The organism is Tardiphaga robiniae (genome assembly GCF_013359755.1).
GTDB classification, from domain to species: Bacteria; Pseudomonadota; Alphaproteobacteria; order Rhizobiales; family Xanthobacteraceae; genus Tardiphaga; species Tardiphaga robiniae.
On record NZ_JABMCJ010000094.1, the window covers coordinates 418,147 to 431,456 of the forward strand.

The 13,310-nt window shown below is 61.8% G+C and carries 14 protein-coding genes; 5 read left to right on the forward strand and 9 right to left on the reverse strand.

Annotated features, from left to right (window positions below; genetic code table 11):
• The first annotated feature begins 187 nt into the window (after nucleotides 1-187).
• Nucleotides 188-1,591, forward strand: coding sequence for a flavin monoamine oxidase family protein (locus HP556_RS28280; protein WP_175369375.1), 1,404 nt, complete (start codon nucleotides 188-190; stop codon nucleotides 1,589-1,591).
• Nucleotides 1,592-1,616: 25 nt separating this feature from the next.
• On the opposite strand, the gene HP556_RS28285 is transcribed toward HP556_RS28280, so the two are convergent.
• The 6 genes from HP556_RS28285 to rpmI form a co-directional block, all read right to left on the reverse strand.
• A complete protein-coding gene (locus HP556_RS28285; RefSeq protein WP_175369376.1) occupies nucleotides 1,617-2,564 on the reverse strand; it encodes an MBL fold metallo-hydrolase in 948 nt (315 codons plus the stop codon).
• 73 nt (nucleotides 2,565-2,637) lie between these two features.
• On the reverse strand, nucleotides 2,638-3,405 hold the full coding sequence (locus HP556_RS28290; RefSeq protein WP_246297927.1) for a sulfite exporter TauE/SafE family protein: 768 nt from the start codon (nucleotides 3,403-3,405) through the stop codon (nucleotides 2,638-2,640).
• Nucleotides 3,402-5,807, reverse strand: a complete 2,406-nt coding sequence (pheT, locus tag HP556_RS28295) for a phenylalanine--tRNA ligase subunit beta (RefSeq protein ID WP_175369377.1) — start codon at nucleotides 5,805-5,807, stop codon at nucleotides 3,402-3,404. Before pheT ends, HP556_RS28290 begins: the two co-directional genes overlap by 4 nt.
• Nucleotides 5,804-6,886: a phenylalanine--tRNA ligase subunit alpha gene (gene pheS / locus HP556_RS28300; RefSeq protein WP_089263024.1), complete on the reverse strand. Its 1,083-nt coding sequence runs from the start codon at nucleotides 6,884-6,886 to the stop codon at nucleotides 5,804-5,806. The genes pheT and pheS overlap by 4 nt, the downstream gene beginning before the upstream one ends.
• 206 nt (nucleotides 6,887-7,092) lie before the next feature.
• Entirely contained in the window at nucleotides 7,093-7,452 is a 360-nt protein-coding gene (gene rplT / locus HP556_RS28305; RefSeq protein ID WP_068730282.1) for a 50S ribosomal protein L20, read from the reverse strand.
• 68 nt (nucleotides 7,453-7,520) lie between these two features.
• Nucleotides 7,521-7,721: a 50S ribosomal protein L35 gene (gene rpmI, locus HP556_RS28310; protein WP_068730283.1), complete on the reverse strand. Its 201-nt coding sequence runs from the start codon at nucleotides 7,719-7,721 to the stop codon at nucleotides 7,521-7,523.
• A gap of 283 nt (nucleotides 7,722-8,004) precedes the next feature.
• Between rpmI and HP556_RS28315 the strand changes: the two genes are divergently transcribed.
• Nucleotides 8,005-8,151 (forward strand): hypothetical protein, encoded by a 147-nt coding sequence (locus HP556_RS28315; protein ID WP_175369378.1) that lies wholly within the window; start codon nucleotides 8,005-8,007, stop codon nucleotides 8,149-8,151.
• A gap of 113 nt (nucleotides 8,152-8,264) precedes the next feature.
• Here the strand turns inward: HP556_RS28315 and infC are convergent, their stop codons facing one another.
• Nucleotides 8,265-8,804, reverse strand: a complete 540-nt coding sequence (gene infC / locus HP556_RS28320; protein WP_086936983.1) for a translation initiation factor IF-3 — start codon at nucleotides 8,802-8,804, stop codon at nucleotides 8,265-8,267.
• A 323-nt stretch (nucleotides 8,805-9,127) separates the two neighbouring features.
• Here infC and HP556_RS28325 point away from each other — a divergent pair, with 323 nt between their 5' ends.
• Together HP556_RS28325 and HP556_RS28330 are read left to right on the forward strand one after the other, a co-directional pair.
• Nucleotides 9,128-9,910 carry an alpha/beta hydrolase gene (locus HP556_RS28325; RefSeq protein ID WP_175369379.1) on the forward strand — a complete coding sequence of 261 codons (783 nt, stop codon included), beginning with the start codon at nucleotides 9,128-9,130 and terminating at the stop codon, nucleotides 9,908-9,910.
• Nucleotides 9,911-9,976: 66 nt separating this feature from the next.
• Nucleotides 9,977-10,447 carry a nuclear transport factor 2 family protein gene (locus HP556_RS28330; protein ID WP_175369380.1) on the forward strand — a complete coding sequence of 157 codons (471 nt, stop codon included), beginning with the start codon at nucleotides 9,977-9,979 and terminating at the stop codon, nucleotides 10,445-10,447.
• Here HP556_RS28330 and queG read toward each other — a convergent pair.
• Complete coding sequence (queG, locus tag HP556_RS28335; protein WP_175369381.1) at nucleotides 10,407-11,642, reverse strand: tRNA epoxyqueuosine(34) reductase QueG; 1,236 nt, start codon at nucleotides 11,640-11,642, stop codon at nucleotides 10,407-10,409. The two genes, HP556_RS28330 and queG, sit on opposite strands and share 41 nt — an antisense overlap.
• A complete protein-coding gene (locus tag HP556_RS28340; RefSeq protein WP_068730287.1) occupies nucleotides 11,591-12,283 on the reverse strand; it encodes a glutathione S-transferase family protein in 693 nt (230 codons plus the stop codon). The genes queG and HP556_RS28340 overlap by 52 nt, the downstream gene beginning before the upstream one ends.
• A gap of 205 nt (nucleotides 12,284-12,488) precedes the next feature.
• Here HP556_RS28340 and HP556_RS28345 point away from each other — a divergent pair, with 205 nt between their 5' ends.
• Nucleotides 12,489-13,298, forward strand: coding sequence for an undecaprenyl-diphosphate phosphatase (locus HP556_RS28345; protein WP_170849629.1), 810 nt, complete (start codon nucleotides 12,489-12,491; stop codon nucleotides 13,296-13,298).
• Nucleotides 13,299-13,310 lie beyond the last annotated feature (12 nt).

Below are 13,310 nucleotides of genomic sequence, written 5' to 3' on the forward strand. Positions count from 1 at the left end.
ACTCCCCCAGCGCGGTTCATGTCGACCGCTTTCCCTGGCTCCATCATGGTCGAGAGCCATTGCAATTTGGTTCATGCCCGCGCGGCGCTGGTGACGATTCATTCACCACGACGGTTGCCGCACACCCTCGAATACGGCAAGGTTCGCGAGACGTTCTCATGCATCATAAAATTTCGGAAACCATGTCATGACGATTTCACGCCGAGATTTCCTGTCGGCGTCCGCAGCATTGACACTTGTGCCGCTGTTCGGCGCAAGGACATTGGCCGCGTCGCTGCCGCGGGATGCTGACATTGTCGTGATTGGCGCGGGCGCTGCGGGCATCGCTGCGGCGCGTCGCATCCAGGCGGCCAATCGCAAGGTGATCGTGGTCGAGGCCTCCAGCCGGATTGGCGGACGGTGCATGACAGACGCGACAAGTTTCGACGCCCCGTTCGATCGCGGCGCGCGCTGGCTGCACACGCCTGAAACCAACGCGATGGTGAAGCTTGCCCGGCCGGTGGGAATTGATGTCGCGCCATCGCCGCCGAGCCAGAAGCTGCGCATCGGCCGTCGCAATGCCCGCGCCGGCGAGACCGAAGAATTGCTCGCCGCGGTGGTGCGCGCCAATCGCGCCATCGACGAGGCAGCGCGCCGTGCCGACATCTCCTGTGCCGCGGCGCTGCCGAAGGACCTCGGGGACTGGGCTGGCACGATCGATTTCGTGCTCGGGGCCTATGCGACCGGCAAGGACCTCAAGGATCTCTCGACGCTGGATCTTTCGCGCGCGCAGGATCGCGCCATCGACGTTGCCACGCGCCAGGGGCTCGGCGCGTTGATGGGTAAGCTCGGTGAGGCCGTTCCGGTGGCGCTGTCGACGCCTGCGACGCGCGTGACCTGGAGCGGACGCGACATAGGCGTTGAGACGGCGTCAGGGCGCGTTGCGGCGCGGGCGGTGATCATCACCGCATCAAGCAATGTGTTGTCGTCGGGGACAATCAAGTTCACGCCGGAACTGCCAAAGCGGCAGCTCGACGCGGCGGCAAAACTCAGCCTCGGCAGCTATGACCGTATCGCGCTACAGTTTACTGGCAATCCGCTCGGGCTGGGTCGCGATGAGCTGATGGTCGAGCAAAGCACGAGCACACGTACCGGTGCACTGTTTGCGAATATTGGCGGGTCATCGCTGTGTACCGTCGATGTCGCGGGCGCATTCGGCCGCGACCTTGCAACTCAGGGCGAGGCCGCGATGGTGGCTTTCGCCGTTGAATGGCTGACGAAGCTGTTCGGCTCCGATATCAAACCGGCGATCAAGCGTTCTGCAACGACGCGCTGGGATGCGATGCCATTCGTGCTCGGAGCCATGTCGGGGGCCGCACCGGGTGGCCAGGCCTCGCGCCGCGTATTGGCTGAGCCTATGGGCAATCTGTTCCTTGCCGGCGAAGCCACGCACGAAACATTGTGGGGCACGGTCGATGGCGCATGGGAAAGCGGCGAGCGCGCAGCAGAGGCGGCGCTCAAGAAGATCGGCGCAATGAAAGAGCCGGAACCAGACAAGCCGGTGCGGACGAAGCAGCGGCGGCAGCGGTCGAGCGGAGCGGGGTTGGAGTAGCCGCGACGTGAGGCTGCTATTGGCGCTACACCGGTAGCGCCAGCTGCATCAGATCTTTGGCCACGATGATCTTGCCGGAAAAATTCTTTCGCACGCCCGAGATCCAGTCCTCGTCGGTGACTTCGGGATCGTCGCCCGGCACGAAGTGGCTGAGCACCAGCACCTTCACGCCAGCCGCGGCGGCGATGCGGCCGACATCCTCGGTGGTGGTGTGGCTTTCCATCAAATGCTTTTTCAGCGTCGCGCCGTTCTTCGTCTTGATCACCAGCCGGTCAACAGCGGGCACGTAAAGTGCCTCATGCACCAGCACGTCCGCCCCCTTGGCGAACTCTGCGAGCTTCGGGTTGTAAGCGGTGTCGCTGGAGAACACGATGACGCCGTCGGGCGTCTCGAATTTGTAGGCGAAGCTGTCGACGATCGGCGGATGCGGAGTGCGGAAGGCTGTCACCTTGACGTCGACGGTCTGCAGCACCACGCCATCCTCGGTGATATCCTTGGCAACGAGCAACGGCCGCGGATCGGGGCGGCCTTCATCTTCGATGCGGGTATCAACGTCGAATTTGTTCAACTCCCAGTAAGTCCGGGTCATTGCCTCGATGCCCTTGGGACCAAACGAGTAGATCGGCGTCGAGAGGCCTGCGGCCCAAGCATTGTAGAACAAGTTGCCGTATTCCAGATTGTGATCGGAATGGTGGTGGCTGATGAAGATATACTTCACCGAGGGAAGCGGCACGCCGGCATTGACCAGTTGCCGGCTGACGCCCATGCCGCAATCGATCACGAATGGCGTGTCGTTGACCACAACGAGGTTGGCGGGATTGGATGCACCGACGCCGACGCGCGGGCCGCCCTTGGTGCCGAGAAATATGATCCTGGTGCGCGGTTTTGCTGGCGTCTGCGCCAGCGCGGGGCGCGCCGCGAGGACCATGGCGCCGGCAGCGGCAAACTTCAGCATGTCGCGGCGATCGATCATGGTCTTCTCCCGTTGTTCTTGAATTGGAGAGACCCTAGCGCCGCGGCGGCTGGCGCCGCAAGTCACGCAAGCGTCAGTGAAATATCCCGTCGAACAGCGGCAGGCTGATCAGCGCCGAGACGGCGATCAGCGCGTAGCAGATCTTGCGGAACAGCTCATCGCTGGCCTTGCCGAACAGTTTCGAGCCGAGCCAGAGGCCGAGACCGAACAGTGGTCCGGTAATCACCGCGAGGCCGAGAATGGCGGAACTCCACAATCCGCCGATCGTATAGCTGATGATGATCAAGACGTCTGCGACCGCGAAGTACAGGATGATATTTGCGCGGGTGACGGCAGCGACTGCCGCGTCTCGCAGCCAATACATCACTATCGGCGGCCCGCCGAGTTGCGCCAAGCCACCAAAAAAGCCGGCGACGCCGCCGACACTGACCGTCACTGGAACGGTCGGCTTACCGGGATAGCGCCAGCCGGAGATCAGTAGCGTCAGCATCGTGACGATCAGTGCGACGATGCCCCAGCGAACGGTCAGCGGATCGGCCCAGGCCAAGGCCATCGTGCCAAGTGGCACGCCAATAAGTGCGCCCAGCGAAATGATGCTGACGTCGCGCCTGTCGGCTTGTCTTGCGGCGTTCGGGATCAGCGTCAGCGTGGTCGAGAAGTCGATCAGCAGCAGCAACGGCGACGCGACCTGCGCGCCCGCCACGCTTGAGGCGAGCGGCATGAAGATCAGCGCCGAACCGAAGCCCGAAAACCCGCGGGCCAGTCCGGCGATGAAGGCGGTGACGGTGATAAAAACGAGCGACGTGGTCGAATACTGGACCAGGCCGAGTGATTCCATCATGCGCGTAACGTGCCGCCCGTCTTCTTCGTTACTTCCGCCACGATCTTCGCTGCCACCGCATCAATTTCCTGATCGGTCAGGGTCTTCTCGCGCGGCTGCATGGTCACGGCGATGGCGACGGACTTCTTGTCGTCGTCGATGCCCTTGCCTTCATAGACGTCGAACACCGTCACATCGGTGACCAGCTTCTTGTCCACGCCGGCTGCCGCGCGGAGGATGTCACCGGACCTGACCTTGCGATCGACGATGAAAGCGAAGTCGCGTGACACAGGCTGGAACGCCGAGAGCTCCAAAGTCGGTTTGGCGCGGGTCGCCTTCTGCTTGGCGTCGGGAATGCGATCGAGGATCACTTCGAAAGCCATCAACGGGCCGTCGGCACCGAGTGCTTCGAGCGTGCGCGGGTGCAGCTCGCCGAAATAACCGAGGACGTTTTGCGGTCCGATCTGGATCGTACCCGAACGGCCGGGATGCAGCCAGTTCGCGCCACCGGCGACGATCTGCAGCGCCTGCATCGGTGCACCTGCGGCTGCGAGAACTGCAAAGGCATCGGCCTTGGCGTCGAGTGCGTTCGCAGCGCTGGCGCCTGACCAATGACGGCCATTGCCAGCCGACGAGGCGAGGCCACGCCGCACGCCGGATGCAGCCATGAACTGATCCTGCGGGCGATCGCCGCGGAAGATCTGGCCGACTTCGAACAGCGTTAGGTCGGACGAACCGCGATGCGCATTGGCCTGAGCGGCTGCGATCAGTCCGGGCAACAGGCTCGGCCGCATGTCGGAGAGGTCGGAGGCGATCGGGTTGGCCAGCGCCAGTTCCGGCGCGCCGCCGCCGAACACCTCGGCATGCGGCTTCGAGATGAACGACCATGTCACGGCCTCGACGAGGCCGCGCGCGGCCAGTCCACGTTTGGCGCGGCGGGTGCGCTGCTGGATCTGCGTCAGTACCGGCTTGCGCGGGGCATCGCCGCGCGGGAACGGCGTCATCGGCACCTTGTCGACGCCGAAGATGCGCATGACCTCTTCGACGATGTCAGCCTTGCCGGTCACGTCGCTACGCCATGACGGCACTGCGACCTTCACCACGGGGCCGCTGCCGGCCACCATGAAGCCGAGATGCGTCAGGATGCGTCGCATCTCCGGGAATGGCACGTCGATGGCGGCGAGGCGCTTCACCTCGGCAATCGGGAAGTCGATGATACGGTCGTCGCCGTAGGGCTTGCCAACGACGATGCTCTCCGACGGTGCGCCGCCGCACAGTTCCATCACCAGCTTGGTTGCCAGTTCGAGACCGGGCACCATGAAGACCGGATCGACGCCGCGCTCGAACCGATAACGCGCGTCGGAATTGATCCCGAGCCTGCGGCCGGTCTGCGCGATATTGATCTCGTTCCACAGCGCGGATTCGATCAGTACATCGGTGGTGTCTTCCGAACAGCCCGACGCTTCGCCGCCCATAATGCCGGCGAGCGACTCGACACCATTGTCGTCGGCGATGACGCAGGCCTTGCTGTCGAGCGTGTAGGTCTTGCCGTCGAGCGCGAGCAGCGTCTCGCCGTCACGTGCGCGGCGGACAACGATATCGCCCTTCACCTTGGCGGCGTCGAACACATGCAGCGGACGGGCGCGGTCGAAGGTCAGGAAGTTGGTGATGTCGACCAGCGCATTGATCGGGCGCAGGCCGATGGAGGTCAGCTTCTTCTGCAGCCACTCCGGCGATGGGCCGTTCTTGACACCGCGCACGAGACGCAGTGCGAAGCCGGGGCACAGCTTGGCGTCTTCGACGGTGACTTTCACCGGGCAGGGGAATTCGCCCTTGATCGGCTTGATGCCGGGATTCTTGAACACGCCCATGTCGGCCGCGGCGAGATCCCTGGCGATGCCCGACACGCCGGTGCAGTCCTGACGATTGGGCGTCAGGTTGATTTCTATGACGGGATCGCCGAGTTTGGCCCAGTCGGGATAGATTGCGCCGACGGGCGCATCGGCGGGCAGTTCGATGATGCCGTCGATCGCGTCGGGGAGTCCGAGTTCGCCGGCCGAGCACAACATGCCCTGGCTTTCGACGCCGCGGATATTGCCGAGGCCGATGGTGAAATCCTTACCCGGGATAAAAGTACCAGGCCTGGCGAGGACGGTCTTCAGTCCCGCGCGCGCATTCGGCGCCCCGCAGACGATCTGCAGCAGCTTGTCATCGCCGGCATTCACGGTGCAGACGCGCAACCGATCTGCATTGGGATGTTGCACGGCTGTGACGATCTCGGCGATCGTGAACGGCTTCAGCAGCTTCGCCTTATCGTCGATATGTTCGACCTCGAGCCCGATCATGGTGAGCTTGTCGGTCAGCGTCTCGAGCGACTCGTCGGTCTCGAGATGATCCTTCAGCCAGGAGAGGGAGAATTTCACGTGCTCAGTCCTCCGGCCAGCGTCGGTACTTCAAGCGGCTTGAAGCCGTAGTGATTGAGCCAACGCACGTCGCCTTCGAACAGCTGACGAAGGTCGGCCATGCCGTATTTCAGCATCGCGATACGATCGATGCCCATGCCCCAGGCGAAGCCCTGATACACATCGGGATCGATGCCGCAGGCGCGTAGCACATTCGGATGCACCATGCCGCAGCCGAGAATCTCGAGCCAGTCTTCGCCTTCGCCGAAGCGGATCTCGTTCTTGTCGCGGCGGCACTGGATATCGACTTCCAGCGACGGCTCCGTGAACGGGAAGAACGACGGACGGAAGCGCATATTGACGTTATCGACTTCGAAGAAAGCCTTGCAGAATTCGTGCAGGATCCATTTGAGGTGGCCGAGATGCGAACCCTTGTCGATGACGAGACCTTCGACCTGATGGAACATCGGCGTGTGAGTCTGGTCAGAGTCGCTGCGATAGGTGCGGCCCGGACAGATCACGCGGATCGGCGGCTGCTGGCTCAGCATGGTGCGCACCTGAACCGGTGATGTATGCGTGCGCAGCAGCAGGCGCGAGCCGTCTTCCTTCGGATTGAAGTAGAAGGTGTCGTGCATCTCGCGGGCGGGATGGCCCTCGGGGAAATTCAGCTTGGTGAAATTGTAGTCGTCCGTCTCGATATCCGGACCTTCGGCGACGGCGAAGCCCATATCGGCGAAGATCGTCGTCAATTCGTCCCAGGTCTGGCTGAGCGGATGAATGCGGCCGAGTTCAGCGGGGCCATCGCGCAGCGGCAGCGTCACGTCGATGGTCTCGGAAGCGAGACGTGCATCGAGGGCTGCGGATTTCAACACATCGCGGCGCGCGGTCAGCGCTTGCGTGACGGTGTCCTTGGCCAGGTTGATGGCCGCGCCCTCGGTCTTGCGTTCTTCTGGCGTCATCTTGCCGAGAGTCGACAACAGCGCGGAGATCGAACCCTTCTTGCCGAGCGCGCCGACGCGCACGGCTTCCAGGGCGGCTTCGTCGGAGGCATTGGCAATATCGGCCAGAATAGTCTGTTGGAGCGTCGTCAGATCGGACATCAGCAACCTCGATGAGAGAGGCGGGCGCCTCTTGCTGTCTGCGCGTCCGACGGAAGGCCGGGCACCAGCTTCTACAGCACGGGTATCACAGGGATTAAGACGTCAATGGCCGGGACAGGAGCGCGTGAACGCTTCTGCCCGGCCATGACAATGTCGATGAATACGCGGAGTGGAGAGCTCAGGCCGCCAGTGCGGCCTTTGCTGGCTTAGGCTGCGAGTGCAGCTTTGGCCTTCTCAGCAATCGCGTTGAACGCCGCCGGCTCGTTGATCGCGAGATCCGAGAGCACCTTGCGGTCGACCGTCACGCCGGACTTGGCGAGACCGTTGATAAACACGCTGTAGGTCATGCCGAGCGGACGGACGGCAGCGTTGAGACGCTGGATCCAGAGCGCGCGGAACGTACGCTTCTTGCGCTTGCGATCGCGGAACGCATATTGGCCGGCCTTGTCGACGGCGGCCTTTGCTGCGCGAATGGTGTTCTTGCGGCGACCGCGGAAACCCTTGGCGGCCTTGTAGACTTTCTTATGCTTGGCGTGAGCCGTCACACCGCGTTTTACGCGAGCCATGACTGATCTCCTTCATCTGAAATAACAAAAGGGGTGATATCCGCCGCAATGAAGCGGCGTAAGGGCGATCAGGCGTTTGGCAGAAAGTACTGCTTGATGTTGTCGCCGTCGGTCTTGAACAGCACGCGGGTGCCGCGGAGCTGACGAATCTGCTTCTTCGTCCGCTTGATCATACCGTGGCGTTTACCGGCATGGGCGGCCATAACCTTACCCGTTCCGGTGACTTTAAAGCGCTTTTTAGCGCCCGACTTGGTCTTCAGCTTGGGCATTTGGCTCTCCTATGGCCACGCAGAAAGCGCCTCGAAAGGCGTTGCGTCGGCTAAAATGCTCGTTAGAGCGTTGAAAATGCTCAACTAACCGCCGTTTGCGGAAAGTCAGCACAGTCGTCGACACGGCAGCCCTTAATCAGCCGGGCGACGAAGGTTGCGCTTATGGCAGAGGAATGCTCCGATGGCAACGATCAACACTCTGTTTAGCGCATGGCTTCAGACTGGTCCGACGCGCCCCGGATGCCTATGTGATCCGGACCAGAGAAACAGAGGGACGACGACAATGGCCCGGAATGCACGTGCCGCCGCAAGGGCGGCTGCCATCCAGCAAGATGCTGCTGCTCAGACCGCCACCCGCTGGATGTTCGCAGCCGCTGGCCTCGCCGCGGCTCTCGCGCTGGCCGGTGCACTCGCCCTCATTTCGGGCTGAGCCGCCCAGCTCCGAACGATCTCCGAATACTCTCCCAAAGAAAAAGGCCCGCCAGAAATCTGACGGGCCGAAATTCTGATTGCCAACCTCGTTAAGGTCAGTCGCCGCTACGATCAGCGCGGTGCGAGCACCATCACCACCTGACGACCTTCGAAGCGCGCGTCCTGCTCCACCTTGGCGTATTCGGCGACGTCTGCTTTGACCTTGTCGAGCAGCTTGGTACCGATTTCCTGGTGCGCCATTTCGCGGCCACGATAGCGCAAGGTGATTTTGACCTTGTCGCCTTCTTCGAAGAAGCGCTGCATCGCGCGCATTTTCACGTCGTAGTCATGATCATCGATCATCGGGCGGAGCTTGATCTCCTTGATTTCGACGATCTTCTGCTTCTTGCGGGCCTCGGCGGCCTTCTTCTGCGCCGAATACTTGAACTTCCCGTAGTCCATGATCTTACAGACGGGGGGGCTCACATTCGGCGAAATCTCGACCAGATCCATACCGGCTTCCATCGCCATCTTGATCGCAGCAATGGTTTCCACGGTGCCGTGGTTGAGGCCGGTCTGATCAATCAGCTGGATCTGCAGATTGCGAATTTCATCGTTGGTGCGCGGCCCGTCTTTGGTTGCGGCGGGCGGGGCTCTGTTGGGACGGCGAATGGGTAACTCTCCAATGTTGTTTAGGAAGGCCGCAGTGTGAAGGAATAAGGCGTTTGGAGCAAGCAAACTCACGCAACGCAGCGCCAATCAGTCAAATACGAGGCAATTTCGTCACGCGAAAGGCCATAGGCGCCGTACACCGCTGACCTTGCTCAAATAGAGTTCCCCGGCCCGTTCTGCAAGCCGTGGTTGACAGGAGCGCAACGCGGTATCGAGGCGGACGTTCCCTGGGATGATATGGACGTTGAAGGATCGACGTTGACGATCCCGACCTGCTCAATCAAACAGCAATCGGCATTTCAGGGTCGAACAAGGATGGTTTGATGAGCACAACGGTATCGATCGACCCCACTTTCATCACAGCAGGTACAGGCAGTAGCCGCCGCCAGATCGCCATCCGGGTCCGCGATGGCGCTGCTCCGGGCCTGTTCTGGATGAGCGGCTTCAAATCCGACATGCAGGGTGGCAAGGCGGTGGCGCTCGATGCCTGGGCCGCCGACCATGGCCGGGCCTGTGTACGTTTCGATTATTCCGGCCATGGCGAATCCGGCGGCGATTTCGTCGATGGGACCATCGGCCAATGGCTGGAGGATGGCCTCGCGGCGTTCGATGCGGCCTGTCAGGGGCCGCAGGTGGTGATTGGCTCGTCGATGGGCGGCTGGATGGCACTCCTGCTGGCGCGCGCGCTGGCCCGACGCGGCAAAGTGGGGCGCGCGACGCTGAAGGGTCTGGTGCTGATCGCGCCGGCGCCGGACTTCACCGAAGAGCTGATGTGGAAAGGCTTCTCGCCGGAAATCCGCGCGGAGATCGAGACCACCGGTCAATGGCTGCGCCCGTCGGAATATGGCGAGCCCTATCCGATCACGCGGCGGTTGATCGAAGAGGGGCGCAATCACCTGCTGCTCGGCAGCGCGATCGATGTCGGTTGCCCCGTGCGGATTTTGCAAGGCAGGCAGGACCCCGACGTGCCCTGGCAGCACGCTTTCCGGCTGGCCGAACGGCTGCCGAGCGAAGATGTCGTGTTGACCATGATCCAGGACGGCGACCATCGGCTGTCACGCCCGCAGGACATTGCGCGACTATTGTCGGCTGTGGCGGAGTTTTGATTGCATCACCCGTACCGTTGAATAGGCTCGCCTGAAAAGAGCGATCAATCAGCGGGAGGAATTCGGATGGACGCTACGGCACTCTTGCGCGCATTTTGCGATGCCGTTGAACAGCGTGACGGCCAGAGCTTCGCTGCACTGTTCACTGAAGACGGCGTCTATCACGACGTCTTCTACGGCGCATTCGAAGGCCGTGCCAAAATCGCCGACATGGTCGATGACTGGTTCTATCGGACCGCGGAAGATTTTCGTTGGGACATGCACACGCCCGTCAGCGACGGCACCACGCTCTATGCGCGCTACACGTTCAGTTATCGCTCGAAACTCCCGGAAGCCAATGGCGGCCGCGCGATGTTCGAGGGCGTTGCGATCATGACGCTGCGTGACGGCAAGATCGTGAGCTATCACGAAGTGGCCAATACGGCACCGGCCTTCGTCGATCTGCATTTCGCGCCGGAACGCATCGCCAAGATCGTCGGCAAGCAGAACGGTGCGCTCAAAGCGCGACCGGAGATGGCGCGACACCTGACGAACTGAGCGCCAGTCGCCACTCGCTACCGACGCTCTCGTCCTGTTCGGCTTCGGTGAACTGCACAGCCAATGCAGCAAACGCATCCGCAGGCATCAGTTGCGACAGCGCCCATATCGCTGCCCCGCGCACCACAGGACTTTCATCGCCCAGCAGCTGCTGCGCATCGCTTACCAGTGATAGGTCGTTCGAATTGCCGATGGCGATCAGCACATTGCGAATGAAGCGGTTACGGCCAATGCGCTTCACGGGTGACTTCGTGAAGAATGTGCGGAAAGACGGATCATCGAGCCTTGCAAGTTCGGCCAGCGACGGCGCGCGCAACTCATCGCGTGCGGCGAGTTTGATCTCGCGGCCCTCCTGAGCGAATTTGTTCCATGGGCAGGCGGCGAGGCAATCGTCGCAGCCATAGATGCGATTGCCCATGGGCTTGCGGAATTCGCGCGGGATCGGGCCCTTGTTCTCGATGGTGAGATAGGAAATGCAGCGCCGCGCATCGAGTTTGTAAGGCGCCGGAAAGGCCGATGTCGGGCAACTGTCGAGACAGGCCTGGCACGAGCCGCAGTGATCGATGGTGCGCGCATCGCGCGGCAGTTCGAGCGTGGTGAAGATCGCGCCGAGAAACAGCCACGAGCCGAATTCGCGCGAGACGAGATTGGTATGCTTACCCTGCCAGCCCAATCCTGCGGCGCCGGCGAGCGGTTTCTCCATCACGGCGGCCGTATCGACGAACACTTTCACATCGCCGCCGGCCTGCGCGATCAGCCATCGCGCCAGCAGCTTCAGGCGTTTCTTGATGAGATCATGATAGTCGTCGCCGCGGGCATAGACCGAGATCGCGGCGTGCGAGCGTTGCTTGAGGATCTCGAGCGGATTCTCGTCGGGTCCGTAATTGACGCCGAGCATGATGACGGAGCGAACGTCCTGCCACATCACCTTGGGGTCGGCGCGGCGGTCGGGATTGTCGGCAAGCCACTCCATATCACCATGGGCGCCGGCGTTGAGAAATTCCTGCAGCCGCTCGCGAACGCCGGCGATGGCATCTGGATCGGTGATCCCGATTGAATCGAAGCCAAGCGCCTTCGCCTCGCGCGTCAGCGTATCCTTGAGATCGGCGGGAAGAGTGGCGATTGCATCGTCAGCAGATGGGCTCAGAAATCGAGATCCACATAGGTCCGCGATGCCGGCACGCCCGCCAGCCATTCGCTCAGCAGCGGTCGGAACGACGGACGGGATTTCACCCGCGCGTACCACGCCTTCGCTGCGTCGTCCTCGCTCCATGGCACATCGCCCAGATAGTCAATCGCCGACAGATGAGCTGCCGCGACCAGATCCGCATAAGTCAGTCGATCACCGGCCAGAAAATTGCGTGTCCGCGCCAGCCAGCCGATATAGGCCAGATGATAGCGCACATTTGCGGTGGCTGCGCGAATCACATCCATCGCCGGGGCGCCGCCGCCGACCTCTTCGCTCATGAAGCGCTTGTAGATGCGTTCGGTGACCAGCGGACCCGACGCCTCCTCGAAGAATTTCTCGTTGAACCAGGCCATCAGCCGGCGCACTTCGATGCGTTCCGCCATCGCAACAGGCAGCAGGCGGCGATCGCCCATCTCCGGTCCATGGGTCTCGTCGATATATTCGGCGATGATTCCGGCGCCTGGAATCGGCGGGAAACCGTCGGTGAGCAGCACCGGCGTAGTTCCCGCAGGATTGAGCGCCAGAAATGCCTCGCGCCGATCCCACGGCCGCTCGTCCACCAGTGTGAGATCGAGTCCGTATTCGCCGAGTACGAGACGAATGAAGCGGGAATGCGGACAGAACGAGTGATGGTAAAGCGTGTACATGCCGGCCTTGATAGTTATGCGGTCGTTAAGAAAGCGTCTCGGTTGCGTCGGTGGTAAAAGTGTCACGCGGCGCGCGCCAAACTAGCGAAGCTTGGCTCTGAGGCAACCCGCGAATGTGATGGTATTTGCGATTGCAGCAATGAAGGGAATAGGCGAGAAGAACCCGGCTTTTTCAGGCCCACACTGACGAAGGACAGATAAGCGGATGATGTCTGATGCGATAAGGGCGGTGATTCTCGGCATTGTCGAGGGTGTCACCGAGTTCCTGCCGGTTTCCTCAACGGGGCATCTGCTGCTCGCGGAACGCTTCTTCGATCTGGGCGAGGACAATTTCTGGAAAAGCTTCGCCGTGCTGATCCAGCTCGGCGCCATTCTGGCGATCCTTGCACTTTACTTCGGCAAGTTGTGGCATATCGCGCTGAACCTGTTCAAAGGCGACGCTGCTGCGCGCCGTTTCGTGATCGGCGTGCTGATCGCGTTCCTGCCTGCCGCGATCATCGGCGCGGCTGCGGGCGGCTATGTCAAAAGCTATCTGTTCAATCCGTGGGTCGTGTGCTTTTCGCTGATCGTCGGCGGCGCGATCCTGCTTTGGGTCGATCAGCTCGATCTTGAGCCGGTACATCACGATGCCACGACGTTTCCATTGCCGATGTATCTGAAGATCGGTCTGGCGCAGTGCGTGGCGATGATTCCCGGCGTGTCGCGCTCCGGCGCGACCATCGTCGGCGCTATGCTGCTCGGTGCTGAAAAGCGCGCAGCGGCGGAGTTCTCGTTCTTCCTGGCGATCCCGACCATGGTCGGTGCCTTCGTCTACGATCTCTACAAGAGCCGGGCCGATCTCTCGGTCGATCACGGCGTGATCATCGCCATCGGTTTCGTGGTGTCGTTCATCACCGCGATCATCGTGGTGAAAAGCTTTCTCGGCTACGTGACCCGCCACGGCTTCGCGTTGTTCGCATGGTGGCGCGTGATCGTCGGTACGCTCGGCCTGATCGCGCTGGCGCTGGGCTACTGAATTTTGCCAAAC

Bases quoted from the DNA above. Each gene is read 5' to 3' on its own strand.
- HP556_RS28325 (WP_175369379.1), top strand. From the start codon at position 9,128: ATGAGCACAACGGTATCGATCGACCCCACTTTCATCACAGCAGGTACA.
- queG (WP_175369381.1), bottom strand. From the start codon at position 11,642: ATGGCTGGCGGGCGTGCCGGCATCGCGGACCTATGTGGATCTCGATTT.
- HP556_RS28345 (WP_170849629.1), top strand. From the start codon at position 12,489: ATGATGTCTGATGCGATAAGGGCGGTGATTCTCGGCATTGTCGAGGGT.
- pheS (WP_089263024.1), bottom strand. From the start codon at position 6,886: ATGTCCGATCTGACGACGCTCCAACAGACTATTCTGGCCGATATTGCC.
- HP556_RS28285 (WP_175369376.1), bottom strand. From the start codon at position 2,564: ATGATCGATCGCCGCGACATGCTGAAGTTTGCCGCTGCCGGCGCCATG.
- rplT (WP_068730282.1), bottom strand. From the start codon at position 7,452: ATGGCTCGCGTAAAACGCGGTGTGACGGCTCACGCCAAGCATAAGAAA.
- HP556_RS28330 (WP_175369380.1), top strand. From the start codon at position 9,977: ATGGACGCTACGGCACTCTTGCGCGCATTTTGCGATGCCGTTGAACAG.
- HP556_RS28280 (WP_175369375.1), top strand. From the start codon at position 188: ATGACGATTTCACGCCGAGATTTCCTGTCGGCGTCCGCAGCATTGACA.
- HP556_RS28290 (WP_246297927.1), bottom strand. From the start codon at position 3,405: ATGATGGAATCACTCGGCCTGGTCCAGTATTCGACCACGTCGCTCGTT.
- HP556_RS28315 (WP_175369378.1), top strand. From the start codon at position 8,005: ATGGCCCGGAATGCACGTGCCGCCGCAAGGGCGGCTGCCATCCAGCAA.
- rpmI (WP_068730283.1), bottom strand. From the start codon at position 7,721: ATGCCCAAGCTGAAGACCAAGTCGGGCGCTAAAAAGCGCTTTAAAGTC.
- HP556_RS28340 (WP_068730287.1), bottom strand. From the start codon at position 12,283: ATGTACACGCTTTACCATCACTCGTTCTGTCCGCATTCCCGCTTCATT.